Below are 25,035 nucleotides of genomic sequence, written 5' to 3' on the forward strand. Positions count from 1 at the left end.
TCGCAGGGGCGAGCGGGTGCTCGCCCCTGCGACCACGCACCGATTGACAGCCACCATAGAACTTCACGACGCCGTTCAGCGGGCGTGGCCGTCGGACATCCGGCGCGTGGAACCCCGCACTTCTCCGGAGTGCCGCCGGAGGCCCGGTCATTCGGGCCTGAGCGCGCAGCGGAACGCCCCGGCCAGGCTGCGATTTTCGACAGGAATGTCGTGGGCCGGCGGGTATAGCCTGGGACCGACCACACCGAAGGGCTCACACCGAGCGGATCAAGGAGCTGTCATGGGACACGACAAGAACGACGAACTGCGCGAAGAGCACAACGAGCAGGACGAGCAGCGCCAGGAACGCCGCGACGCTGATTTCTTCGAGGGGAACGACGGCGCCGACCTCGGCTCCCAGGACGACCGCCGCGAAGAAGGCGAAGAAAAGAAGCACCACTGATCAGCGTCTCCTCTGCTGAATCCTGAGGCTTCTCAGGGCCCGAATCCCCCGGTCAGCGCGCACTGGCGCGCCGGCCGGGGGATTTTCGTTGTTCTGGAGATTCCGACCACGTCAAATCTTCTGGAGCGCGAAACGAAAGACCAGCGGGATTTTTGAGTGCGAGTTCCGTAGCAATGAGGTCCGAAACGACATCGCAAACTTCGCCCCATGGCGCTCGCTTCCGGACGTTACAGCCACACCGCGGCCACGACCAGGCCATCGCCGATCACCAGCTCTCCCAGTGGTGGATCCACCACTGGGATGCGCACGCCAGGGTCCTGTTCAGCCCGTCTGGGCCATTCGAGTCGTGGCGCTACGGACGACACCAATTCTTCAACAAGAGCGAGTCCTACACGCCCCGCCTGGTCGCCGAACTTCCGCCGCCAACGTGGGCGCCGTGAGTCCACTTGCCGATTGGCCCCGGGTCTCCGTGCCGCCGAAAGGTGGCCAGCAGAATCCGAAGGCCTTCGGCTTCGCCTCATCAACGGCAGTGGTCGGGCCCGCCCCCCTGGTCCTGCAACCAGAACCTCCAACAGAGGCCCACCCCAAAGGGGGAGAGGACAACGTCGGCGCGTACCAGCGAGGCGCACCGCTGAACGGTCCGTTCGACATCAGCAGCGATGCAATGATGAGCTGGTGGCCCAGGCCTTGGGCTCTAGCTGATCGATTTCCCTGTGAGGTCGACACGCAAATTAGGCATCCAGGCAAACACGATAGGACACAACCTTGAGTCGATCCAAGGATAGGCCCATCGCAGCGGCCGTCTTCATGACAGTTCCTCCCTGGATGACAGGAGGAGACCCAAAGCAGCTTCAGGACATATGTGAATGGCATATGAAAAGTACTGATGACTCGGAGAGGCCATACCTCGTACGCACCGCCGAAGCACTGCATGGACGGAGTCCACAGCTCCTGACGATGACTAAATTAGCCGACTCAGGAAACGCAAATAAGCACGGTGCCTTTTCGAGAATGCACCGGCTCAAGCACCTTGACGGCTTAGTGCCGGAAGAGTCGTGGGAGGCAGCCACCAAAGCACACAGCCGCCTCGTGGAGCATTACCCGCAAGAACCAACGGCGCTCCTGATGAGCATGCGAATGCTCATCAGTTCGGCTCCCACCGCGGAGAAAGCCGCCAAGGTGCTCCACAGGTCGTTTGCGGAATGGTTCCTGGACTCCGCACCCGAGGCGTCCTGCTACTTGATCGAAGTCTCAGAAACGCTCGGATATCGCTACTCCGTCACCAGGGCGCTCCTGAATACGCATGACCCCGCTCGAACGGAGCATGGCCGGGCTACTCAAGACCTCCTGTTCGAATCGGCGCGGGGCTTGTTTAGCGACACAACCTTCGGGTTGAGCGCCTACCTCGATTGCATGTGCACCAGCCTCAGCCCGGAGGTTTGGGCATTTCCGATTGGTCGCCCAGGTGCTGTGATTCTGATCCTCTTCGGGGCGCCGATGTCAGGCCAGTCGAGCTTGCCACTCGACAAGATTCAGTTGTTTTCACCAGCGGGCTACGGAGGATACAAAAGCCGCGTGGATCCGACGATCAAGTCGTCCGTACTGGCAAAGGCTGCCTCCTGGTGGATCCAGCAACTCAACACCCTATTTTCTGTGGCTACGGAACCCGCCAATTACGTGCGAAATGAAACCTACGAGCCATCCATGGCCATGGAGAAGCTACTCACCCTGGAACAGGTTTTTCGTGATTGCCAATCCATCGCAACTGCCACTCGGGACCGGCATGCTCGGTTGAGTCTGGCGTTCCAGGCCCTTGTGCGGATACAGGGCCTGGTGCCAGGGCTAACCTGGAAGAAGGTGGCTGGCCTCTCAGAGGTGCGATTAACCTTGGCACTCATCCAGGAGAGCATGCCAGCAAAGCTTCATCCAGTTTTTCTTCCCCGAGCCGAGCAAGCAATAGAGGCATTGGAAGAACTTGAACGAGGCTTTTTTCTCGCCAACCTGGCCGGCGAAGACGAAGTGAGACTCCCTGGCCCAAGGGGGAAAGAGGAAAATGTGCCCCGGCGTCAAGCCGTCACAGAGTGGTTGCTGTTGTACAGAAACAGCCTTCACGGCTTCGACAAGACCCCGACACTTCGTCAACGCGCTCTACTGGCTGCACACGACGGGAGGATTCCCGGGGCCATAGCTGATTTGGCCTGGCTGCAACTTTTGGCTCTTCTCGCCCGGCCCGAGTCGTTGAGTCGCTTTCGGCGAAAGACCGGAAGAAGCTCACAGGCCTCTGAGTGACTACCGGCCGTTCCTAGCCGCGGCGCCAGGATCCGCGTTCGCAGTTCTCGGTTGCGCGGCGGAGGTAGCAGCTTTTCGTTGCGGATCTGCTGCTCGGTCTTGAGCCGCCGCAAGGTCGACGCCGTCTTCCGGCCCTCTTCGCGGTGGTTAATCGCAGCGGCTTCACGGGAGGCGACCCGGCCCTCGTATCGGCGCGGTAGCGGTCGATGTAGCTAGCACAATGAGCCTCAATCAACCCGTTCCAGTCCGCCGCACACAGCGCACGCCGGCCATTCGCCCACAGCCAATGGCCAGCTGCCTCTCGTCAGCGCGCCTTTCAAGCGCCTGCAGGCGAAGCCCGAATCGTTCGCCCTATCCCCGGCGGACGGCTCGCTTCAGGCATGCCGCCTTGCGAGCTGACAGGCGATGATCCACACTTCACGCTGGACACCGGACATCCGCCCGAACTCCTGCGGCGCCAGCGCACAAAACCCCGTTCCCCGCACGGTCGCCATGCCGTGCGCGACCGATGCCTTTGACGCTCGTGATGGTTTCTTGAAGAATGGCCGTGCGGGGCGCATCTCGCGATCCGGTGACGTCCGGAGAGGGAAATCCCAGCTCAGAGCGATGGCGCCACGCTCCGGTCCCGTGTGGATCCGGACGGCCGGGGTTCTCCCTCGGCGCCGAGTGCACCTCGCCCGGGAACGGATTGACCCGAACAACCGAAGGAGAGCACGACATGACATTCGACAGTGACTCGCAACTCGACGCCCCTGTGCCGTCGACCACGGAATCGGGAGCCCGTCGCGACAGCGACGCCCACTCGCTCAGCGTCGGCCCGGACGGCCCCCTGCTGCTCCATGACATCGCACTCATCGAAAAGCTGGCACGTTTCGACCGGGAGCGCATCCCGGAGCGCAGCCCCCACGCGAAGGGCTCCGGGGCCTTCGGGCAGCTCGAGGTCACCGAGGACGTCTCGGCCTACACCAAGGCGAAGCTGTTCCAACAGGGCGCCGTGACCCCGATGCTCGCCCGGTTCTCCACGGTGGCCGGCGAACTCGGCTCGCCGGACAGCTGGCGGGACGTGCGCGGTTTCGCGCTGAAGTTCTACACCGAAGACGGCAACTACGACATCGTCGGCAACAACACGCCGGTCTTCTTCGTCCGCGATCCGATGAAGTTCCCCGACTTCATCCACTCCCAGAAGCGCCTGCCGGACTCCGGTCTGCGGGACGTCAACATGCAGTGGGACTTCTGGACGCTCTCCCCCGAATCGTCGCACCAGGTCTCGTACCTCATGGGCGACCGCGGCATCCCGCGGAGCTGGCGCCACATGAACGGCTACTCCTCCCACACCTACATGTGGGTCAACGAGGCCGGCGAGCGCTTCTGGGTCAAGTACCACTTCCTGACCGAGCAGGGCCTCGAGTTCCTCACGAACGACGAAGCCGCCACCCTGGCCGGCGAGGACGCCGACGCCCACCGCCGCGACCTCTTCGAGGCGATCGGCCGCGGCGAGTTCCCGTCCTGGCGCGTCGAGGTCCAGATCATGCCGTACGAGGAGGCCCGAAGTTACCGCTTCAACCCCTTCGACCTGACCAAGGTGTGGTCGAAGAAGGACTACCCCCGCATCCCGGTGGGCCGCTTCACGCTCAACCAGAACCCGGTGAACCACTTCGCCCAGATCGAGCAGGCCGCGTTCAGCCCGTCGAACCTGGTGCCCGGCACCGGCGTCTCCCCGGACAAGATGCTGCTGGCCCGGACCTTCTCCTACCCGGACGCGCAGCGGAACCGCCTCGGGACCAACTTCAACCAGCTGCCGGTCAACCGCCCGGCCGTCCCGCTGAACTCCTACGACAAGGAAGGGGCCATGCAGTATCACCACAGCGGCGCGGCCCCCGCCTACGCCCCGAACTCGTACGGCCGTCCGTACCAGGAGACGCAGGGCCGGGACGAGAACGGCTGGGAGGCCGACGGCGAGCTGGTCCGTTCCGCGTACACGCTCCACGCCGAGGATGACGACTTCGGTCAGGCCCACACCCTGGTCCGCGACGTCATGAACGACGCCGAGCGGGACCGCCTCGTCGACACGGTCGTCGGCATGGTGTCCGGCCAGGTCGTGGAACCCGTCCTCAGCCGCGTCTTCGAGTACTGGAAGAAGATCGACCAGGAGGTCGGCGAACGGATCGAGGCCGGCGTGCGGGCCGACGGCGCCGCCTGATCCCGGGCGCGCTGGGCAGGCTCTGACGGCCTGACCACGAAGCCCGTCCGAACCGGTGAAGCCACCGGTTCGGACGGGCTTTCGTGTGCCCGGAACCGGGTATCCGGGAACCGCGAGCATCACCCGGCCCGTGTCAGGCGAGCAGGATCCCGGCCCACGCGGCCAGGAGGCACAGCGCCGCGCCGCCCAAGCCGTAGAGCACCGCCCGCAACGGCTCGCGGTTGTGCAGAAGCCGGACGGTCTCCAGGCTCGCCGTGCTGAAGGTCGTGTACCCGCCGAGGAACCCGGTGCCGGCGATCAGCAGGGCTTCCGGGCCGATCCTCTGGGCCGCCACAGCCCCGGCCAGCACGCCCAGGGCGAAGGACCCGGTCACGTTGATGACCAGGGTCGCGAAGGGGAAGTCCGTGGGCCAGCGGCGCCGCACCGCGCCGTCGAGCATGAATCGCGCGACGGCGCCCACCCCTCCTGCGAGGGCCAGCCAGAGCGGGATGAGCGCGCTCATGCCGCGCCTCCCGGCGTCGCGCGGCCGTCCCGGCGCGTTTCCCTCAGCCGGTGGCTCAGCGCGGCGAGCCAGATGCCGAGGGCCGTGGCGGCGCCCCCGAGCAGGAGCGTCGCGGCGAGGTAGCCGAACGCCTCTGCGAGGCGGCCGGCCTGCAGCAGATGGACGGCGTCGACGGCGAAGGTGCTGTACGTGGTGAAGGCGCCCAGGAAACCGGTGCCGGCCATGAGACGGATGCGGCGCGCCCAGCCGATGTCCGAGCCGCGGCGGATGAGCGACTCCAGCAGCAGGCCGAGCAGGAAGGCGCCCAGCACATTGATCAGGACGGTCGCCAACGGCCAGCCGCCGGGGGCCGGGACGACGACGGACAGCCCGTACCGCGCGTAGGCGCCGAGCACTCCACCGCCGAACACCCAGCCGATCGCCCGGGGATCCAGATGCAGAGGGGGGACCGCGCCGTGGGCGGTGGTCCTGGACGGCTCCCGCATCGGTCAAGCTCCCTCCGGACGGTGTGACACGGCTTCGACACACGCCGCCTTCCAAGGCTAGCGCGAAGTTCCCCGGGAGCCCGGCGCGGCGAGCGATGACCCGCTCTTCCCGCGTCATCCCGCGGAAGTGGCGAAGTGGACTCTCAGTTCACGCCGATTTTTTGAAGATGTCATTTCATGACAAATTTAAAAACCTCTTGACTGCGAGTTAACTTCTCCTGCATTCTCAGTCGGGGGGCAACACCAATCAAAATCAGGAGGAATCATCGTGCGATCCACGTCAGGCCTCAAGAGGCTGGGAACCATGTGCGCTGTCGGTGCACTCGCCACAGTCGGCCTTTCCGTCAACACGGCCTGGGCCGGCCAGAACAACCCGGACGACAGCCAAGCGTTCACCTCGAAGTCAGGCCAGGCCGAGAGCTTCGTCTTCAAGAGCAAGTCACATCATGTCGATCGCAATACTGTCAGCGGAATGCTGGAGGAGTCCTTCGGCTCGGCGCCCGGATCCCAGTTCAAGCAAGTCCGGGGACCAGCAGCTCGGCACCGGTCACCTCTCCCGCTTCGTCCAGGTGATCGACGGTCACGAAGTGGCGGGTTCCTCCGTCGCCCAGACCCTCGACAAGGACGGCGCCCTGATCCAGGCCATGGGTTCCGTGGCCACCGGCACCACGAGCGCCACGTTCCCGCAGCAGCGCGATCTGGCCAAGGGTGAGAAGGCCGCCAAGGAAGCCGCCGCCACCCAGGTCAAGCTCCCGGCCTCCAAGGCCAAGGTCACCAAGACCGTCTGGTACGCACCGGCCCTCGCAGGCTTCCCGGAAGGCGGCACCGTCGGTCAGCCCGCTTACCAGGTCGTGGTGAGCAACAAGGACGCCAGCTTCACCGTCACCGTCGCCGCCACCGGCGCACCCACGGTCCTGGCCACCGCCACCAACACCCACGAGCTCAACCGCGCCGTGTGTGACGCCAACCGCTACAGCGCCGTCACCTATGACGACCTCAAGTGCGGCGTGGGCACCAAGAACGTCCTGAAGCGCAAGGAAGGCCAGGCGGCCTCCACCGTGGCCGACGTCAACGCCGTCTACAACTTCTTCGGCGACACCAGCTCCTTCTACGCCGCCAACACCAACGCCGGTGACCTGACCACGCTAGTGGGCGCGAACTACAACGACGGCGTCGGCACCGCGATCCGCGGCAGCGTCCGCCAGTGCGTCAGTGGCGATTCCTGCCCCTACACCAACGCCTTCTGGTCCGATGAGATCAGCGCGATGGTCTACGGCGAGGGTGTCACCACCGATGACGTCACCGGCCACGAGCTGACCCACGGCGTGACCTCCAAGACCAACGGACTGCTCTACCAGAACGAGTCCGGCGCCATCAACGAGTCCATGTCCGACATCTTCGGCGAACTCACCGACATCACCAACGGCAGCGCCGATGACACCGCCGCCAACCGCTGGAAGATGGGCGAGGGCAGCTCGCTGGGCGTCATCCGTGACATGAAGAGCCCGAAGAACTACCAGCAGCCAGGAGATCTACAAGGGCACGTACTGGCACGCGACCAGCACCAACCCGAACCAGAACAACGACCAGGGCGGCGTCCACACCAACAGCGGCGTGGGCAACAAGCTGGCCTACCTGATCACCGACGGCGCGACCTTCAACGGTCAGACCATCACCGGCCTGGGCGTCCACAAGACGGCCGAGCTGTACTGGACCACGCAGACCCTGCTGCCGTCCAACGCCACGTACGCCTCCCTCAAGAGCGCACTGAAGCAGGCCTGCACCGCGAACGTCACCAACGGCGTCGCCGGCACCACCACCGCAGACTGCACCCAGGTGAACAACGCGATCACCTCGGTGGGCATCTGATCCCTCTCCATCCCGCGAAGTAACAGATGGTGCCCCTTCCCAGCACGGGAAGGGGCACCATCTGTTCTCTCGCGAGGAGCCGGAGCCGTGCCTACGATGGCTTCATGGGAGCGGTGCAGGGGGAAAGCGTCATCCGGGTGACTCGTGCGAGCACGAACAACCTGAGGAATGTCAGTGTGGACGTGCCCAAGAAGGCGCTGACCGTGGTCACCGGGGTGTCGGGATCCGGGAAATCCTCGTTGGTGCTCGACACCATCGCCGCGGAAGCCCAGCGGCTGGTCAACGACTCCTACCCGACCTTCGTCCGCAACCGCCTGCCGCAGCTCCCCGCCCCGGAAGTCCAGGCCATGGGAGGCCTCACCTTCACAGCCCTCATCGATCAGCGGCGGTTCACCGGCAACGCACGGTCCACGGTGGCGACGGCGTCCGACGTCGCGCCCTTGCTGCGGCTGGTGTTCTCCCGCATCGGGGAACCCTCCGCCGGTTACTCCCCGGCATACTCCTTCAACGACCCCACCGGCATGTGCCCCCGGTGCGAAGGGCTGGGCACGGTGGTCGACATCGACGTCGAGGCGCTGATCGATCCCGCGAAGAACATCGACGAGGGCCCGGTGCGCTTCAGCCAGTTCCGGCCCGGCGTCTACCGCTGGAAGCGTTTCGCCTACAGCGGGCTGTTCGACCGGAAGAAGCCGCTCGGCGAGTACACCCCGGAGGAAATGGATCTCTTCCTCTACGCCGATCAGCTCAAGCTTGAGGACCCGGACCCGCGGTTCCCCAAGACCGCGCGGTTCGACGGCGTCGTCACCCGGATGCGCGACGTGTACGTCAAGAACCGTCCGGAGAAGATCGCGGCGCCGGTGCGCGAAGAACTGGATCACCTCACGTCCCGCCGCACCTGTCCCGATTGCCACGGCGCCCGGCTGAATGCCGCAGCCCGGAACAGCCTGATCGACGGCCGTTCGATCGCCGACTGGTCCGCCCTGTCCGTGGCGGAACTCCGCACCCTCCTGGAGGAGATGGACGACCTGCGGGTGGAGCCCGCCCTGGTGGGGATCCGCCACACACTCGACGCGCTGCTGTCCGTGGGCCTGGGGTACCTCTCCCTGGACCGCCAGTCGTCGACGCTGTCCGGCGGGGAGGCCCAGCGCGTGAAGATCGTGCGCCACCTGGGCAGCGCCCTCACCGATGTCACCTATGTCTTCGACGAGCCGTCCACCGGGCTGCACCCCGCCGATGTCCGTCGCCTCAACCGGCTCCTGCACAGGCTGCGGGACGAGGGCAACACCGTGCTCGTGGTGGAGCACCACCCGCAGGTGATCCGGGTCGCCGATCACGTGATCGACATCGGCCCCGGCGCCGGTCCGGACGGTGGCACGGTCCAGTTCGAGGGAACGCCGGACGCACTGGCGGAGAGCGGCACCCTCACGGGACGGCTGATCTCGCGACCGCTCCACCTCAAGGAGACGCCCCGGGTGCCACGAGGCGCCGTCACCGTGCGGCAGGCGGCCGCCCACAATCTGCGCGGCTTCGACGTCGACGTGCCGCTCGGCGTCCTCACCGCGGTGACCGGCGTCGCGGGCTCCGGCAAGAGCTCCTTCGCCACCGCGGAACTGCCGCGCCAGCATCCGGAGTTCACCGTGGTGGGCCAGGACCCGCTCCGCGGCGGGGTCCGCTCCACATCCCTCAGCGTCCTCGGCATCGCCGACGAGGTCCGCGACGTGTTCGCCGACGCCGGCGGGCTCGCCCCGGCCTGGTTCAGCTTCAACTCGAAGGGCGCCTGCCCCGCGTGCAAGGGCAAGGGCTACATCACGACGGAACTCGCGTTCCTGGACGACGTCGCCACGCCCTGCGACGTGTGCGGCGGCGCACGGTTCAACGGCGAAGCGCTGAGCGTGCGGATCGGCGGCCACACCATCGCCGACGTCCTGACCATGACCGCGGCATCCGTGGCCCGGCTCTTCTCGGAGCATCCGGCGATCGTCTCCGCCATGACCTGGCTGGAACGGGTGGGTCTGGGGTACCTCGCCGTGGGGCAGTCCCTCGACACCCTGTCCGGCGGGGAGAAGCAGCGGCTCCTCCTGGCCCGGCACCTGCAGGCCTCCGGCGACCTCGGCGCCGAACGCATCGTGCTGGACGAACCCACCACGGGCCTCCACCCGAGTGATGTGGACCGGATCAACGATCTGTTCGCGGAGCTCGTGGACGCGGGCGCGACCCTCGTAGTGGTGGAGCACAATCTCCGGGTCGTCGCGCAGGCCGACCACGTCATCGACATCGGCCCCGGAGCCGGATCGGACGGGGGAAGCCTGCTGTTCGCCGGCCGCCCCGCGGATCTGCTCGAGTGCGCCGACTCGCAGACCGGCCATGCCCTCGCTCTGGCCTCGGCGCGCTGAGACCGGCCGGCGAGGAGGAGGTCGGCAGTGGCCGCGGAACAGTCTTCACATCGCGTCTGGATCCTCCAGGCGACGGAACACCTCATCGGTTCGACCCTGCACGGGGGCACCACGGTCCCGCGGTTCATGATCGACACGCTGCGGCTGGTGAAGCCGTCGTCCCTGGACCGCTTCGCCTTCTCCGCCGCGGAACGCCAGACCATCGGCGCGGCCATGATCATGGCCCAGGTCCGCGTCAACGATCTGACGGCCGCCCTGGACCTGGCGGAAACTGTGCGGGAATCGCGGCTGGCGGTCGCGCCCGTCGCCACGGACGCCGTCCCCGCCTTCCTGGCCCTGGAGGCGGCACTGTCCGAAGCAGCCCTCGCCGCCGGCCTGTCCACCTCCGCCCTGGAGCACGGCGTCCGGCTCGCCGACTACGCCGCGGCCCATGGAGATCCCCGCTGGATTCAGCGAGCCCACGGTCTGCTGGCGGCGGCCGCGGCTTTCGGAGGCGAGCATCTTCTGGCGGAGGACCATCTGAACGCCCTCCGGAGTCTTGCCCGCGAACAGGGCTGGGACACCCGCCGGGCCGAGTACATGGAGGGCATCGCGGAATCCCTCCTCGCCTTCACGCAGGCGAACCGGGGAAGGATGGACCGTCTCCTGCCCCGGGTCGAAGCGCTGCAGGGGGCCGACGCGAGCGCCGCGTCGCTCGTGGTCATGGTGTCCGTGCTGTGCCATGTCCTGCACGGCCGGCTCCACGAGGCCATGGCCCAGGCGTCATTGCTGGCCATGGGCAAGAGCCAGCCGTTCACGCCGAAGCTCCTCCGCGACTACGCCGTGTCCCTTCAGGCGTTCCTCCTCATCCTCCGCGGTGATCCCCTTCGCGCGCAGGGCATGCTGCGGGGCCTGGAATCCTCGGAGAACCACTTCCTCTGCACCGGCACGCTGCGCGCGTCGGCGGCGCTGCAGCTTCAGGACTACCGGGGCGTCCTGAGCGGGACGAGCGACTGCCTCCAACTGCGCAGCGCCCACAACCTCTGGACGCTGCCCCAGGTGCTGCTGCGCCGGTCCATCGCGAACTTCCGGCTCGGCAACACCCAGACGGCCCTTCACGAGTTCGGCGACGCGGTGCAGCTCCTCCGGCTCTCGGCTTCAGGCCCGGCCCTGCTGACCACACCGGTCCCGGAGCTCGAGTACCTCGCGGCCCGGCTGGCACAGCACTCCCCCGAGCTGGCAGCCGACGCGGCACTCCTGGTCCGGCAGGCCGACGACGTGCTGCAGACCGCGGAGCCGGCGCTCGTGCTGCCCGCGTTGTCCGAGCGGGAACGGCTCGTCGCCACCATGCTACGGTCGGACACGCCACTCCCGCAGATCGCGCAGCAACTCCACGTCGCCCCGAGCACCGTGAAGTCCCAGGCGATCGCCATCTACCGCAAGCTCCAGGTGAACTCCCGCCAGGAGGCCGTGGAACTTCTGGAGCGCAGCGGCTTCTTCGAAAGCTGAGACGCCGTTCACCACCCTGCGTGACGGGCTTCACGGAACCGGCCGCAGCAGGTGGAAAGCCCGGTGGAAAAACACTCCGATCCCGCTCCGCCGCACGTCCGCCCGGATAGTTTCTCCAGGTCAGGCAGGCCCTTCTGAGGCCCTGCGCAGTCCCGGCCGCAGCGAGCCGCCGGGCCGGAGATTTCCAGGAGCCCCCATGACCGAGCACTTCCACAGCCACCACAGGACCCCCGCGGAGGCGGGTCCCGGGGGTATCCAGCCTCTGGATCTTCCGGCCGGCACCGGGCGGCCGCAGCACTCGCGGCGCTCGGTGGTCAGGGCGGCCGCGTGGTCGGTCCCGGTGATCGCGGCGGCTGTGGCGGCCCCGGCCGCCGTCGCGAGCGCGGCTCCCGGGCTCATGCTGACCGGGGTGCCGGGCGTCGTCGTCGCAGGGGCACTGGTGAAGAGTGTGATCACGACGGCGACGGCGACCGGCGGGCAGGACGTCGCGGTGACGCTGCCGGCCGGCTTCGCCTGGGTGGACGGCGCGGGCGGCGCGGGCCTGCCACGCGTGGTCGGGCGAGGAGACGGCGCGTTCACCGTGCCGCCGTTCCGGGCCGGAACCGTTGCCGGGACCGCGTCGGTGACGGCGGAGATCCGGGGGACCAGCGCCACGGCGACGGCGGTCCTGACCGTGGAGGCGGTGTACTCGATGGCCCTCCTCGGCGGCACCAACGCCATCGGCGACGGCCCCGACGAGTTCCGTGCCGATTTCACGGCGATCGTCCCGCGCGGCGTGCGCCCCCGGCGTCTCGAGTACCTCTTCTACCCGGAGGCCGGCACCGGCTGGACGGCCCTGAGTCCGACCGCTCCCCCGACCGGCCAGCGCTACGACGTGGTGCACGCCCAGCGCCTGGACGACGACTTCGAGCGGATCTTCCTCTCAGCCCGGGGCGACGCAGACGTTCCCAACGCCCCGTTCGGCTCCTACTCGTGGCCGATCCGCGCCACCTGGCCCGACGGCACCGTGACCACGCTGTCCATGCCATTCGAGCACGTCCACTTCGGCAGCGACGGCCGGCCCCTCGGCGTCAACGCCTGGGACACCATCACCTCCGGCGTGCCGGGATATCCGGGCCCCGATTCCCAGACCGGCTGGGGCAACGTCATCGACGCGGGCTCGGACGGGCTGATCGACGGCAACCGCTTCTTCGTCGGCGCGAAGACCTCCGGGCGCACTCCCGCGCGGGGCAACGACCGGACCACCTCAGTGTTCTTCCAGTTCGTCCACGAATCCGGCACCGCCGCCTCCATCACCCCCGCACCGCGCGCGCTGACCGTCCCGAACTACGTCTCCGACGCCTCCGGCGTGTACCTCGGAGCCACCCTCGGCTCATTCCGCCTCGACCTGCCGGGCTACTGGAAGCTGCTCGTCTGGCCCCAGAGCAGCAACTCGCAGCCGGGCAACCCCGCCACCCCCGACGGCGTCGCGTGGGACCCCGCCACCGAACCCGGCCATCAGCTCGGCTCGGTCTTCTACCGGCTCACTCCTTGAACTCGCCTCCTGAACTCGCCGCGAGAGAACAGCTGGTGCCCCTTCCCGGCGCGGGAAAGGGCACGAGCTGTTCCTTCGCGAGCCGGGCAGGGAGCGGTCAGGGCGCGGTGCGGCGGAGCAGCGCGACGCCCGTGACCAGCTCCCAGGCGATGATCGTGTAGACCGACCCCCGTTCCCAGACGCCGTCCGGCAGCCAGGTGTGGGTCGTCAGGAGCACGGCGAACACGAAACCCGCCGCGCCCAAGGACCGTGCTGATCCTCCGGTACAGCGCGCCGCCGGGCTGGTCCCGGAACGCGAGCGCGTCTCCGGTCCCCGCCACGAGTGCCGCGGCATTGCCGGCCCCGATGGCCGCCACGGCCCCCAGGCCGTGGAACAGCATCAGCCCGTTGGCCGCGTTCTCCGGTGAGCCGTGCACCAGACCCACCACGGCGATGCCGGCGGAGTGCACGAGGAGAAGGGCGAAGAGGGCGCCGCGGCGCCGTCGTCGGCCGGCATCCGCGGCGAGGAGCGCGACGACGGCGAGGGTGATCAGCAGTCCCTCGCCGATGAAGCCGGCGTTCATCACTTCGGCGAGGCGGGACTCCATCGCCCGGCCCTCGAAGACTCCCCCGGCAGGGACGCCGAGGTCACTGATGTAGTTCCGCGCGTAGTCGTAGCCGGGGAAGCCGAGCGCGGCGATCGTCTCGCAGAACAAGTACCAGCACGCGGCCAGGACGAACAGGACCGCGGCGGCGCGCACGGCGGGACGGGACAGGGATGGCGGAGCAGCCTGGGATGAGGACACGACCGGACTTCCTTCCACGAGGGCGGCGGCCCGCCCGTTCAGGGACAGGGGCTCAGTATTCGAGGGCTCAGAACCCGGGGGCTCAGTACTCGCCCTTGATCACGAAGTATGAGCCGCGGATCTCCCCGGCCAGCTTCGACTTCTGGCGGGCGAACTTGAAGCGGGACGCCAGCTCCTCCGGGACCTCCATGCCCTGGGAGAGCTTGAAACCCACGGCCCGCTTCCCGCCGTCCTCCAGCGTGTACATCACGTTGAGGACCAGGCCCGATTCGTAGATGACGTAGTCCATGCGGATCCCGTCCACCTCGAAGGAGGAGACCTCCAGCGGCGTGGAGGCGATGACGATCTCCCGTTCCTCCCGCAGGATGCGGTTCACGCGCTCCAGGACCTCGGGCGCGTCAGCGGCGGGCTGGACGGTGAAGACGTGGTCGTACTTGTTCTTGAAGTACCGGGCCTCATTCGCCCGCAGGCCGGCGAGCGCGTCCACGACGGGCGAGGACTCCAGACCGGTGGTGGAGACGTTGACGAAATCCACGATGTACGACATGAGACCTCCTGGGATCGGTTGACTACAGCAACCATAGCGAACCGGAGTGACGGATCCGTCGCGGGGAGACACCAGGGGCCCTCCGGCACTGCCGGAGGGCCCCTGGTATGGGAATCACTGTTTGACGCAGTTCTCCGCGAACCGGTCGTCCTTCACACAGGGTTCAATCGCGACCATGAACCGTGCGCTGAAGTCGGCCACGGTGCCGAGCGGGCTCGCCAGCCAGCCGCCGCCCTCCTTGACGGCCACGAGCGGGGCGGTGTCCAGCCCGATGTTGCGCAGCAGTTCGACGTCCTTGAGGCAGCCGCCCCGCTTCTCGGCGTCGCCGAAACCACCGAGCGGTGTCATCCAGACACAGCTGTCGGCAATCTGGAGAGCGGCGCCTCCAGCGCCGTTACGGCTCTTGATCTCGGCGCCGAGCTTCAGGTTGATGCGCGCGACGTCGCCGTCCACCTTCGCGTCGCCGCCCGCCTCCTGCACCGTGAACTCGAGCTGACGCAGCGAGCGCGAAACGGCCGGGTTCATCAGGGAGCCGCCGTAGATGGAGACCAGCCGGCGCTCGGCCAGCGGCAGCGTTTCGGCGAAGGGCGTCGGGTCCGCGGCGCCGGACGTGAGCGTCGCCGCCAGCCCGTCGAACATGCCCTTCGCGGCGGCTTCCGGGGTGTCGAAGCGCTTGGCGTCCACCACACGGGATCCACGGTCAGCCTTGGAGCCGTGCCGGCCCAGCATCTGACGGCCCAGTTCCGCGCCGGACATCATGGGGCTGATATACCAATCCCCCTCCTTGACGGTGACCAGGCCGAACTGCGTTGCGGGGCCGAGCTGGCGGTGCAGGGAATCCACGTCGATCGTCAGCGGGAGCATGCGCTTGAGCTGCTCGAGGGACTTCTCCTTCTGCCGCTCCAGCTCCCGCTTGATCTCCTCCTCATCGGCGCCGGTGGCCTTGGCCCGGTCCCGCGCGCCGGCTTCACTCGCCGTGGACTGCAGCTCGGCGATCTTTTCGGCGTCGCCGTCGATCACGAGACGACCGCTGGTGATCTCGACGAATGTCACCCCGTCCGCGATCTTCTCCTCGGAGAACGTCAGGGAGTTCTCTTTGACGTTCAGGCTCTGGAAGGCGTCCTGGCTGCGTTTCAGAGTGTCCAGGCCGCCGCTGGGCTTCAGCTTCGCAGCCTCCTGGGTCACCTGGTTGATGAACTTGGCCTCGCTGGGAGCCATGATCGAGGTCAGCTTGAGCAGGTCATGTGACCCGATGCCGTCGATGACATTGGTGACCGCGGCCGTGGGCGTGGCGCCCCCGCCCGGTCCCCGGACGAGCGCCCAGAGCCCCACCCCTCCGATGCCGAGCACGACGACGAGCGCCGCCACGAGCGCGATGACCAGCCCCTTGCGCGACTTCCGCGGCGGGCGAGGAGCATGGTCCGGCGTCGGCGGCAGGGCGGGCGCCTGGGTGGGAACGCCGTGCGGCTGCGGAGCCGGGACACCGAACGGTTCGGGCCGGAACCCGTCTACCGGCTCAGGCTGGCCCACGGGCTCTGGCTGATGCACCGGCTCAGGCTGCTCAACAGGCTCGGGCACCTCGCCCGGGTTCCGGGCCTGTCCGTTCTGCTGCTGGGCAGCGCTGTCCGCTGCCGGATCGTTCGATGTCACAGTCCTGCTCCGTTCATTCCTTGTCCCCCTGCCCGGAACTACCCGGCGTGCCGGAGATCCGGCGGCCACCCCGTGTCAGACGGAGCGGCGACGAGCGGCCCACCGGACGGCCGCGGGATTCCCCGCGGACCGGCCCTCGGCGGGCGGCATCACCACAGTCTCACCGAGTATGCCGCGAGCAGGCAAACCTGTCATGTCGCAGGATCGGCCCGTATCAGCCCCGCGTGAGCCAGAGGGCCAGGACCGAGGCGACCATCACGAGCGGGGCGGCCACCAGGCCCAGGCGGACATAGGCGCCCCAGCTGACGCTGACGCCGACCGTCTTGAGGCGGTCGTGCCAGAGGAGCGTGGCCAGGGATGCCCACGGCGTCACGAGGGGCGCCGTGTTGACGCCGATCAGCAGACTGCCGAGCAGCTGAGGCGAGGTCGCGAACGGCTCCAGGCCCAGATACGCGGGCAGATTGTTGACGGCGTTGGAGCCCACGGCGCCGCTTCCGGCCATGGCCAGCAGCTGCGGAAGGCCCGAGCCCTGATTGCCGAGACCGGCCAGGACCGTCGTCACGCCGAGCGAATGCACGGACTGCACCACCAGGAAGAGGCCGCAGACGAACACGATCAGCGGCCCGGGGAACAGCCGCCAGCTCAGGGAGGCCCGGCGTCGCACGGCGAACACCGCGAGCAGCACCACCGCGGCGGCACACGCCGGGATCCACGGCTCCAGACCGCTCGTGAGCAGAGGCAGCAGCACGGCGGTCACCACGGCCGAGATCCAGAAGAGCACCGTGTCCTCCGGCGGCTTCACGGTCTCGGGGGTGAACGTGCCGCGCAGTTCCTTCCGGAACAGCAGGAAGATGAGGAGCGCCGGAAGCAGGCTGGCGACCAGCGCCGGCGCCCAGAGCAGCTGCAGGAACCCCCCGGCACTGCCGTCGCCGAGCCGATGGGTGGCGAGCAGATTGCTCAGATTGGACACCGGCAGCCACAGCGACGCCGTGTTGGCCAGCCAGACGGTGGTCAGGGCGAACGGGAAGGGGCGCAGGCCGGCATGCGACGCCAGGAGGACGACCACGGGCGTCAGGAGCACGGCCGTCGTGTCGATCGAGAGGAACGCGGTGCACAGGATGGACAGCAGCACGATCAGGAGCCACAGGAGGACCGTCCGGCCACGGGCCAGGCGGGCCAGGAGCCCCGAGACCGCGCGGAACACCCCGGCGTCGGCGGCGAGTTCGGCCACCACGGTGATCCCTCCCGCGAACAGCAGCACCGGCAGCACGCGCTCGCCCAGCGCGAGCGCCTCGGTGGCCGGCAGCACGCCGGTGAGCACCGCGATGCCGCCGAGGAGAAGGAGACCGAAGCCGATCAGGAGAAGTCGCACGTTCTGATGGTACGGACCCCGGCTCTCGACAGGACACCCGACCCACGTCAGAGTGGATTCATGAGCACCGTGGACACCCGCGCACCCCGGCCCGACGGCCTCAGCACCGCCCCCGCCGCCTGGGACGAGGTGGAACGCCTCTTCTCCCTCGGCGGGGACGCGGCGGGCTGCTGGTGCCAGTGGTTCAGACTCCGTCCGGCCGAATGGAAGAGCCACTCGCGCGAAGAGCGCAAGGAACTGCTGCACGGGCAGTTCCTTCAGGACAGCCTGCCGCCGGGGGTGCTGGCGTTCGTCGACGGCGAGGCGGTGGGCTGGGCGGCAGTGGCCCCGCGCTGCTGTTATCCCCGCGTGGAGCACGTGCAGCTCGTGCAGCGGGCCGACCGCGCTGCCCCCGCCCGAGGACGGCGAGCACTGGGTGGTGAGCTGCTTCGTGGTGGCGCGGACGCACCGCCGTCGCGGGGTGGCCCGCGCACTGCTGGACGCGGCGGTCGCCTTCGCGGCCGAGCACGGGGCCGACTGGGTGGAGGGCTACCCGGTGAACACCGCCAGCCGGCCCAAGGCGACGTCCTCGGATCTGTTCCACGGGACGGTGGCGCTCTTCGAGCAGGCGGGCTTCGAGTCGGTGTACGACGGCGTGCCCGGCCGCGCGCTCATGCGTCGCCGGGCGCGGGAGAACCGGACGGCCTAGCCTCGGCCGCGCCTCTCGCCGCCAGGACCTCGATCCAGGCGACGGACGCCTGAATGGCGAGGGTGAGGCCTTCGGCCACCCGTTCGGACGGCGTCGCGGCGGCGACCGCCTCGTGAAGCGCCGGCTGCGAGAGCGGGGACGTGAGCCAGAGGGGGTCCGGCGAGACGGCGTCGGCCGCCGAACCGAACACGACGGCGTCGAGCATCGACACCACCGCGACCCGCTGCCGCGCCGGGACCCCCGCCTCGGCGAGCAGCGCGACCAGCGTCTCGTATACAGCGAGCGTGGGCCGGTCATCCACCATGCGGCCCATCAGGAGCGGGATCGCAGCGGGGTACTGGGCCACGGCCTCGCGGTACGAGCGGATCCAATGCTCCACGCGCTCCTGCCAGGGGCGGTCCGCGTCCCGCAGCGCGTCGAGGCTGATCTTCCGGTAGAACCGCTCGCGGAGCGCGTTGATGATCTCGTCCCGCCCGCCGCTGAGGTGGTGATACAGCGACGACGGGTTCACGCCCAGGTGCTTGCCGATCCCCTGGATGGTGAAGTCATGGTGGCGGTCGATCAGTTCCAGCGCCGCGTCCAGGATGATGTCGCGCGAGAGAAGACGCGTGCGGGGTCTGGCCATGGTCCGAGTATTCCAGTTCCCGCCTGCACGGCCTAAAACCAAATGCCATTTGATTAAAATGTGATCCAGGCCATACCATGGTGAAAACTTTCGTTGCATACCAGACAACCCGACTCTTCCAGCCCCGCCCGATACGCCGTCATCCCCCTTCTCCCGGACCTCATCTCGCCGGGATCCCTCCCCCTCGAAGGAACGCCATGACCACCACCCCTTCAGACACCGGCAGCCCCGCCCGGCTCATCGAAGCCCGGTCCATCGACTGGGTCCCGGAGAGCGAACGCCACGGCAAACTCTGGCACCAGGGCCCGTTGTGGTTCCTGGGCAACTTCCAGTACTTCTCCATCCCCATCGGCTTCATCGGCCCGTCCATGGGGCTCTCCCTCGGCTGGACCGTCGTGGCGAGCGTCCTGGGCATCGCCGTCGGCACGGTCTTCATGGCCTTCCACGCCTCCCAGGGCCCCACCATGGGCCTGCCCCAACTGATCCAGTCGCGGGCGCAATTCGGGTACCGCGGCGTCGTGGTCCCGCTCCTCGCCACCCTCTTCACGTACATCGCGTTCAACGTGGCGGACACGGTCCTGCTGAGCGAAGGCCTGAACAGCTCCTTCGGCTGGAACCCGACGCTGATCGCCATTCTCGCGACGGTGGCCGGCGCGGGCCTGGCGATCTTCGGCCACGACTGGCTGCACAAGGCGTTCCGCATCCTCCTGTACGTCTCGCTGCCCATCATGACGATCCTGACCATCGGGGTCATCAGCGGCGGCGCCGGCGGGTCCTGGGATGCCTCGCACTACGGCTTCACCTGGGTCGCGTTCATGGCCCAGTTCGCGGCCTGCGCCGCGTACAACATCACCTACGCCCCCTACGTCTCCGACTACTCGCGGTACCTCCCCACGAGCACCCCGGCGCGGTCCGTGATCGCCGCCGTCTTCTTCGGCGCCTCCTCCTCGGCCATCTGGCTGATCTCGCTGGGCGCGTGGCTGTCGATCGCCCTCGGCGCGACCGACGGCCTCGCCGGCCTCCAGACCGCGGGCAACACGATCTTCCCGTCGCTCGGGAACGTGGCCGCGCTGCTCTCGGCGCTCGCCCTGACCGCCACCATGGGCATGAACGCCTACGGCGGCATGCTCACCGTCCTGACCACGGTCGACTCGATCCGCCCGATCAAGCCCAAGACCACCGCCCGCGTGGTCACGGTCCTCGGGCTCGCGGTGCTCTGGTACCTGGTGGCCTCCTCGATCAGCTCCGGATCCGTCGCCACGGTCTTCTCCGCGCTGACCCTGATGCTCTACATCCTGGTCCCGTGGACGGCCACCAACCTGGTCGACTTCTTCGTGGTGCGCCGCGGCCACTACGCCATCGCGGACCTCTTCACACCCAACGGAATCTACGGCGCCTGGGGCTGGCGCGGGCTCACCGCCTTCGCCATCGGCCTCCTGAGCGAGATCCCCTTCATGGTCCTGCCGACCATCGGCGGCTGGAGCTTCGTGGGCCCGGTGGCCTCGGCTCTGGGCGACGTCGACATCGCCTGGCTTGTCGGCCTCGCCGTCACCTCGGTGGCGTACTGGCTGCTGGGCCGTTCGCTCGACCTGGCAGCGGAGGAGAGCGAACGACGCCGGAGCGACGAACAGCTCTCCGGGCAGGGTCCCGCGTAGGCGGCGTCCGCCTCCACACCGTTCCGATCACAGCTTGCCGACTGCAGCTTTCCGGCTGCTGCCTTCCGATCAGGAGATCACCATGACCGAAGCCACCACCTTCCGCACCGGACGCGGAGTGTCCCGGGAACCGCTCACCGTGGCGTCCCCCGGGCCGGGCCAGGTCCGGGTCGGCATCCGCGCCACCGGCGTCTGCCACTCGGATCTGCACATCGTCAACGGCGACTGGCCCGCGGAGCAGCCCCTGGTCCTGGGGCACGAGGCCGCCGGCGTCGTCGAGGAGACCGGCCCGGGCGTCACCACCGTTCAGCCCGGCGACCATGTGGTGCTGTCCTGGTTCGCCCCGTGCGGACGGTGCGTCAACTGCGCCGCCGGCCGCGGCTGGCTGTGCACCGGCACCACCGCACTCTCCAACACCCTGCCGGACGGCACCACCGCCTTCCGCGACGCCGACGGCGAGCCGCTGTGGCCCTACCTCGGACTCGGCACCTTCACCCCGACGGTCGTCGTGCCCGAGTCGGCCGCGGTCAAGGTCGACGAACGGCTGCCCTTCACGGTGGGCGCCCTCCTCGGCTGCTCGGTGACCACCGGTGTGGGCGCCGTGCTGAACACCGCCCGGGTGCCCGCCGGAGCGTCCGCCGTCGTGATCGGCTGCGGCGGCGTCGGGCTGTCCGTGGTGATGGGGCTCCGGCTGGCGGGTGCGGACCCGATCATCGCCGTGGACCTCTCCGAGGAGAAACGCGCCAAGGCCCGGGAGCTGGGGGCCACGGTCACCCTGGACCCGCGCGAGACGGACCTGACCGGGTTCGTCACGGAACAGCTCGGAGGCGTGGACTTCGCGTTCGAGGCGATCGGGAACGAGAAGGTCATTGAGACGCTTCCCGGGCTGCTCGCTCCGGGCGGTGCCGCCGTGCTGGTCGGCATGACCCGCATCGGCGCCCGCGCCAGCATCGACCCGTTCGACCTGGCGGATCAGGGGAAGAGCATCCTGGGGTGCAATTACGGGTCGAGCGTGGCGCAGGTGGACATCCCCCGGCTCGCACGGCTCCACCTCGCCGGCCTGCTGCCGCTCGAACGGCTCATCGACCGCGTCCGGCCCCTCTCCGAGGCGGCCGATGCCCTCGAGGACCTGGCGGCCGGAACCGGGCTGCGGTCGGTCCTGTCCCCCTGACGGGTTCCATGGACCGGACCGACGCCTCAGGCGACCCGCCCCGCTTCCCACCAACGGAGGCGACGGCGGTCAGATATCTCCGCCACCCAAGCAAGGCCACTCGAGCGGCGGCCGAAGGTGAAGCTCGAAAGAATCCCATTGCTCAACATTTCTCAAGTCGCAATTTCTTATTAGACGTGACAGGGTCACATGCTTCAAAATGCCCACAGCGCGGTTTTATACCGGAAGTAGATCGGTCGTTTGCCGATCTCGTCACTTCCAGGAGGTAAGCGTGCGATCACGTCTAAGACAACTTCTTGCAGTCCTCGCAGTCAGCGCGTGTGCCCTGAGCGGGGCAGCCCCTGCTGTCCAGGCCGCAGGGGCCAATTCCGATTCTCTCCAGATCGCGACGCAGCAGGCCACCCCGAAAGCCGATCGGGCTACTGTCGCTCAAGTCGCACTGGCCGCCAGGAGCACCTCAAGAGTCGGACCAGTCGTTCAATTCAATTACGATGCGGCCCTCAAGTCTGGGGTCGCCGAAGGTATTGCTGACGAATTCGCTGGCGGCATCGTTGCTGGTGGAGGATCCGTCATCCATGCCCCAGCATCAGCGAGGATCGCGCCGACTTCGCTTAGTTCCGTCGCCGCAGCGATCTCCAATTGTCAGGGACGGAACGGCTTCTCCACCTACTGGTGGGGAACCCAGATCCAATTGGATTCCTGCGCCGCGAACGTAGTCACGAACGCCATGTGGGGCGGGGCCGGCGTCGCAGCCATCGCGGGTATCATCTCTTCTGAAACCGGTATTGGAGGAGCAGCCGGCGCTGTTGCTGCAGCGGCCTTCACCATCGGGGCCGCCGGGCTGGGGTCTGCTCCGCCTGGGGCACCGGGATTTACGTCAACCAAGTCTGGGGAGCCGTCCCCGGATGCTGGGCTCAGTAAGTCGTCGAATGGAGGAACCAAATGCTTGATGCATGGAAAAGGTTCGGCATTCCGATTCGAATTTGCATCGTCATCGCCCTGTGTTTGCTGCTCGCAGGGGTCACGATCTTGATGACAACCCTGTTCTCCACCGAACACGGTTCGGCGTCATTCGATGCTGGAATGGCAGCATCTCGCTGGGTCCTACAAGGGGGCGCGATCCTCGGCTTGCTGACTCTCCTTTACATCCTGATCAGGAGACCGCGAAAGCAGCCGTAAAGCAGGCTTGGCAGGCAGGGGGTCCCTCCCTGGGTCCAGTCTTACCGGTCAGCGCTCGAAATGGTGACCGCAGGCAGTAGACCACCCCCGCGCCTCAGGCGACCTGCTTCGCTTCCCACCAGCGGAGGACCCGGAGCGCCCGGAAGGTGATCCAGCGCGACGGGAGGCCGGCGCCGTCGTCGAGGGTGAACCAGACCCGGCCGCGCAGCTCCTCGTCCAGGAGCCAGCGTCCGTCGGCCTGACGCCGGGACCGCAGATGGTCGATCACAGGGGCCAGCCGGGGATCGGGCGCGGTGCCGTCCACGAGCGACGCGGCCCGGAGGTGGTCGGCGGCGCGGAGGACGTCGTAGCGCCACCGCCACGGATAGCGGAGGTCCAGATACCCGGGGTCGGCGGGTTCGCCCGTGCTCTTCCGGCGGAAGAGGCCGCGTTCCAGGAGGTACTCCTCGCCCGCCTGACGCGCCCGCTGGGTCGCCAGGGTGCCCTGCCCGTGGCGTTCCAGTTCCAGGAGCGCCTCGAGGACGTTGAGGGTGGTGTCGAAGGAGGAGCGCACGGAACCGTTCTCACGCTCACAGTTCCAGCCGCCGTCGGGCTGCTGTTCGGCGAGCATCCACTCGACGAGAGCGGGAAGCGCGAGACCGAAGTAGACGCCGTCCGCGAGCGTCCTGGCGTTGATGCAGGTGTCCACTTCGCCGTCCCAGAACCGCTGGCCGTCATGATCCCAGCGGGAGTTCCGGCCCACGAGTTCCACGATCTCCCGGATTCGCGGGGTAGAGGAGTCCAGGCCGAACTCGCGCAGCTGCGTGAGGCTGTAGGTGGTGGCGGTCCAGGGCTGCCCCTCCGCCTTCCAATCCGCCGGTGTGAAGCCGTCGGGCACGAACGATCCACCAGCCCATTGGCCGTCCTCCCCGGCCAGGGCGAGGAGCCTGGCGCCGGCGCCCTCGGTCGCGATCCGCGCCCGTTCGGCCTCCCACACGGAGGCGGGCGCGTCCAGGAGATCGCGCAGCACCTGCCAGCGCAGCGCGGGGTCGCCGCGCAGGAGCCAGTCGACGACGGCACCGTCGGGGGCCGTGATCTGCTGCTCGCCGTCGGCATGCTCAGCCGTCATCGCCGCACCGTCCCTTCCGAAGTTCGCCGCCGCGGAACCCGATGGCCCGCGACGGCGGGGACGCTCCACCCCCTGCCCAGAGCGTCCCCTGCCGATCAGCTGATGCTGGTCAGCTGAGACCGATCAGCCGAGACCGGTCAGCTCAGGCCTTTGTCCTTGAGCCAGGCCGTGGCGATCTCGGCGGGCTGGCGCTTGTCCACCGTGCTCTGGACGTTCAGCTTCACCAGTTCCTCGGTGGTCAGCTTCGCGCTGATCGCGTTGATCACCTTGGAGATCTTCCCGGAGACGGCCTCACTCGCGATCGGCACCACGTTGGAGGACAGGATCATGTTCTTCGGATCCTTCAGCGCGACCAGGTCGCCCTTTTCGAACGCCGGATCCGCCGAGTAGATGTCCGCCACCTGCACCGTCCCGGCACGCAGCGCGTCCAGGGTGGTGGGGCCGGTCGCGGAGAAGGCGAGGTCCACGCCGTACTGGGTCTTCGCGGCTGCGGGGCCGTACGGGCGCTTCTCGAACTCCGGTGCGCCGCCGATCGTGACCTTGCCCTCCACCTTGCTCAGGTCCGCGATCGTCTGGAGACCGTACTTGTCGGCGGTCGCCTTGGTCACCGTGTAGGTGTCCTGGTCCGCGGCCTGGGCGTAGTCGAGCGCCACGAGACCCTTGGGCAGGGCCTTCTTCAGCTCGGCGTAGACGTCGGCGGGGCTGGTCGAAGCGGCCTTGCCCTGCAGGAACTCCAGGAGGTTCCCCGTGTACTCGGGGAACAGGCTGATCGCCCCGGACTTCACGTCGCCCATGTACGCGTCGCGCTGGCCGATGTTGAACCGGCGCTCCACCTTCTGGCCGTCCTTCTCGAGTCCCTGAGCGTAGATCTCGGCGATGATCTCGTTCGAGTAGTACGCCTGCGACCCGACGACGATCTTGTCCCCGGAGCCGCCTCCCGCGCTGCTGGGCTGGTCCAGCGGGTTGCCGGAACCGCACGCGCTGAGGGCGAGGGTGACGGCGAGCGCGGCGCCGGCCGCGGCGATCCTGGCGATGCGAGCAGTGAACATGGTG

At 68.0% G+C, this 25,035-nt stretch carries 20 protein-coding genes; 11 read left to right on the forward strand and 9 right to left on the reverse strand.

Features of this window, described 5'->3' with window-relative positions; translation table 11 throughout:
- Nucleotides 1–280: 280 nt before the first annotated feature.
- The 4 genes from QFZ52_RS14740 to QFZ52_RS14750 all read left to right on the forward strand — a co-directional run bounded on the left by QFZ52_RS14740 (nucleotide 281) and on the right by QFZ52_RS14750 (nucleotide 4,931).
- Nucleotides 281–442 carry a hypothetical protein gene (locus QFZ52_RS14740; protein WP_307498367.1) on the forward strand — a complete coding sequence of 54 codons (162 nt, stop codon included), beginning with the start codon at nucleotides 281–283 and terminating at the stop codon, nucleotides 440–442.
- A 173-nt stretch (nucleotides 443–615) separates the two neighbouring features.
- Nucleotides 616–882, forward strand: coding sequence for a DUF4913 domain-containing protein (locus QFZ52_RS16185; RefSeq protein WP_373425683.1), 267 nt, complete (start codon nucleotides 616–618; stop codon nucleotides 880–882).
- A 571-nt stretch (nucleotides 883–1,453) separates the two neighbouring features.
- Nucleotides 1,454–2,731 carry a hypothetical protein gene (locus QFZ52_RS14745; protein ID WP_307498368.1) on the forward strand — a complete coding sequence of 426 codons (1,278 nt, stop codon included), beginning with the start codon at nucleotides 1,454–1,456 and terminating at the stop codon, nucleotides 2,729–2,731.
- A gap of 718 nt (nucleotides 2,732–3,449) precedes the next feature.
- Nucleotides 3,450–4,931 carry a catalase gene (locus QFZ52_RS14750; RefSeq protein ID WP_307498369.1) on the forward strand — a complete coding sequence of 494 codons (1,482 nt, stop codon included), beginning with the start codon at nucleotides 3,450–3,452 and terminating at the stop codon, nucleotides 4,929–4,931.
- A 133-nt stretch (nucleotides 4,932–5,064) separates the two neighbouring features.
- Here QFZ52_RS14750 and crcB read toward each other — a convergent pair whose 3' ends face one another.
- Together crcB and QFZ52_RS14760 are read right to left on the reverse strand one after the other, a co-directional pair.
- On the reverse strand, nucleotides 5,065–5,433 hold the full coding sequence (crcB, locus tag QFZ52_RS14755) for a fluoride efflux transporter CrcB (RefSeq protein WP_307498370.1): 369 nt from the start codon (nucleotides 5,431–5,433) through the stop codon (nucleotides 5,065–5,067).
- Nucleotides 5,430–5,918 carry a fluoride efflux transporter FluC gene (locus QFZ52_RS14760; protein WP_307498371.1) on the reverse strand — a complete coding sequence of 163 codons (489 nt, stop codon included), beginning with the start codon at nucleotides 5,916–5,918 and terminating at the stop codon, nucleotides 5,430–5,432. The genes crcB and QFZ52_RS14760 overlap by 4 nt, the downstream gene beginning before the upstream one ends.
- 446 nt (nucleotides 5,919–6,364) lie before the next feature.
- Here QFZ52_RS14760 and QFZ52_RS16215 point away from each other — a divergent pair, with 446 nt between their 5' ends.
- The 4 genes from QFZ52_RS16215 to QFZ52_RS14780 all read left to right on the forward strand — a co-directional run bounded on the left by QFZ52_RS16215 (nucleotide 6,365) and on the right by QFZ52_RS14780 (nucleotide 13,202).
- Nucleotides 6,365–7,810: a M4 family metallopeptidase gene (locus tag QFZ52_RS16215; RefSeq protein WP_307498372.1), complete on the forward strand. Its 1,446-nt coding sequence runs from the start codon at nucleotides 6,365–6,367 to the stop codon at nucleotides 7,808–7,810.
- An 81-nt stretch (nucleotides 7,811–7,891) separates the two neighbouring features.
- Entirely contained in the window at nucleotides 7,892–10,180 is a 2,289-nt protein-coding gene (locus tag QFZ52_RS14770; RefSeq protein WP_307498373.1) for an excinuclease ABC subunit UvrA, read from the forward strand.
- A gap of 27 nt (nucleotides 10,181–10,207) precedes the next feature.
- On the forward strand, nucleotides 10,208–11,668 hold the full coding sequence (locus tag QFZ52_RS14775; RefSeq protein WP_307498375.1) for a helix-turn-helix transcriptional regulator: 1,461 nt from the start codon (nucleotides 10,208–10,210) through the stop codon (nucleotides 11,666–11,668).
- Nucleotides 11,669–11,864: 196 nt separating this feature from the next.
- Nucleotides 11,865–13,202 carry a hypothetical protein gene (locus QFZ52_RS14780; RefSeq protein ID WP_307498376.1) on the forward strand — a complete coding sequence of 446 codons (1,338 nt, stop codon included), beginning with the start codon at nucleotides 11,865–11,867 and terminating at the stop codon, nucleotides 13,200–13,202.
- Here QFZ52_RS14780 and QFZ52_RS14785 read toward each other — a convergent pair.
- The 4 genes from QFZ52_RS14785 to QFZ52_RS14800 form a co-directional block, all read right to left on the reverse strand.
- Nucleotides 13,184–13,987, reverse strand: a complete 804-nt coding sequence (locus tag QFZ52_RS14785; RefSeq protein WP_307498378.1) for a DUF998 domain-containing protein — start codon at nucleotides 13,985–13,987, stop codon at nucleotides 13,184–13,186. The genes QFZ52_RS14780 and QFZ52_RS14785 overlap by 19 nt on opposite strands.
- An 82-nt stretch (nucleotides 13,988–14,069) precedes the next feature.
- Nucleotides 14,070–14,534, reverse strand: coding sequence for a phage tail protein (locus QFZ52_RS14790; protein ID WP_307498379.1), 465 nt, complete (start codon nucleotides 14,532–14,534; stop codon nucleotides 14,070–14,072).
- 114 nt (nucleotides 14,535–14,648) lie between these two features.
- Nucleotides 14,649–16,184 (reverse strand): hypothetical protein, encoded by a 1,536-nt coding sequence (locus tag QFZ52_RS14795; RefSeq protein WP_307498381.1) that lies wholly within the window; start codon nucleotides 16,182–16,184, stop codon nucleotides 14,649–14,651.
- A gap of 214 nt (nucleotides 16,185–16,398) precedes the next feature.
- The gene (locus QFZ52_RS14800; protein ID WP_307498382.1) at nucleotides 16,399–17,556 is read right to left on the reverse strand and encodes an SLC13 family permease; all 1,158 of its coding nucleotides are present in this window, start codon (nucleotides 17,554–17,556) and stop codon (nucleotides 16,399–16,401) included.
- A 385-nt stretch (nucleotides 17,557–17,941) separates the two neighbouring features.
- Here QFZ52_RS14800 and QFZ52_RS14805 point away from each other — a divergent pair, with 385 nt between their 5' ends.
- Complete coding sequence (locus QFZ52_RS14805) at nucleotides 17,942–18,244, forward strand: GNAT family N-acetyltransferase (protein WP_373425724.1); 303 nt, start codon at nucleotides 17,942–17,944, stop codon at nucleotides 18,242–18,244.
- Here QFZ52_RS14805 and QFZ52_RS14810 read toward each other — a convergent pair.
- On the reverse strand, nucleotides 18,207–18,869 hold the full coding sequence (locus tag QFZ52_RS14810) for a TetR/AcrR family transcriptional regulator (RefSeq protein WP_307498384.1): 663 nt from the start codon (nucleotides 18,867–18,869) through the stop codon (nucleotides 18,207–18,209). The two genes, QFZ52_RS14805 and QFZ52_RS14810, sit on opposite strands and share 38 nt — an antisense overlap.
- A 197-nt stretch (nucleotides 18,870–19,066) precedes the next feature.
- On the opposite strand from QFZ52_RS14810, the gene QFZ52_RS14815 reads away from it, so the two are divergent.
- Nucleotides 19,067–20,524, forward strand: a complete 1,458-nt coding sequence (locus QFZ52_RS14815; protein WP_307498385.1) for a purine-cytosine permease family protein — start codon at nucleotides 19,067–19,069, stop codon at nucleotides 20,522–20,524.
- 82 nt (nucleotides 20,525–20,606) lie between these two features.
- A complete protein-coding gene (locus QFZ52_RS14820; RefSeq protein ID WP_307498386.1) occupies nucleotides 20,607–21,695 on the forward strand; it encodes an alcohol dehydrogenase catalytic domain-containing protein in 1,089 nt (362 codons plus the stop codon).
- A gap of 1,273 nt (nucleotides 21,696–22,968) precedes the next feature.
- Here the strand turns inward: QFZ52_RS14820 and QFZ52_RS14825 are convergent.
- Nucleotides 22,969–23,982 (reverse strand): squalene cyclase, encoded by a 1,014-nt coding sequence (locus QFZ52_RS14825; RefSeq protein ID WP_307498387.1) that lies wholly within the window; start codon nucleotides 23,980–23,982, stop codon nucleotides 22,969–22,971.
- A gap of 137 nt (nucleotides 23,983–24,119) precedes the next feature.
- The gene (locus tag QFZ52_RS14830) at nucleotides 24,120–25,031 is read right to left on the reverse strand and encodes an ABC transporter substrate-binding protein (protein ID WP_307498388.1); all 912 of its coding nucleotides are present in this window, start codon (nucleotides 25,029–25,031) and stop codon (nucleotides 24,120–24,122) included.
- Nucleotides 25,032–25,035: the final 4 nt, after the last annotated feature.

This window comes from Arthrobacter woluwensis (genome assembly GCF_030816155.1).
GTDB lineage: Bacteria > Actinomycetota > Actinomycetes > Actinomycetales > Micrococcaceae > Arthrobacter_E > Arthrobacter_E woluwensis_A.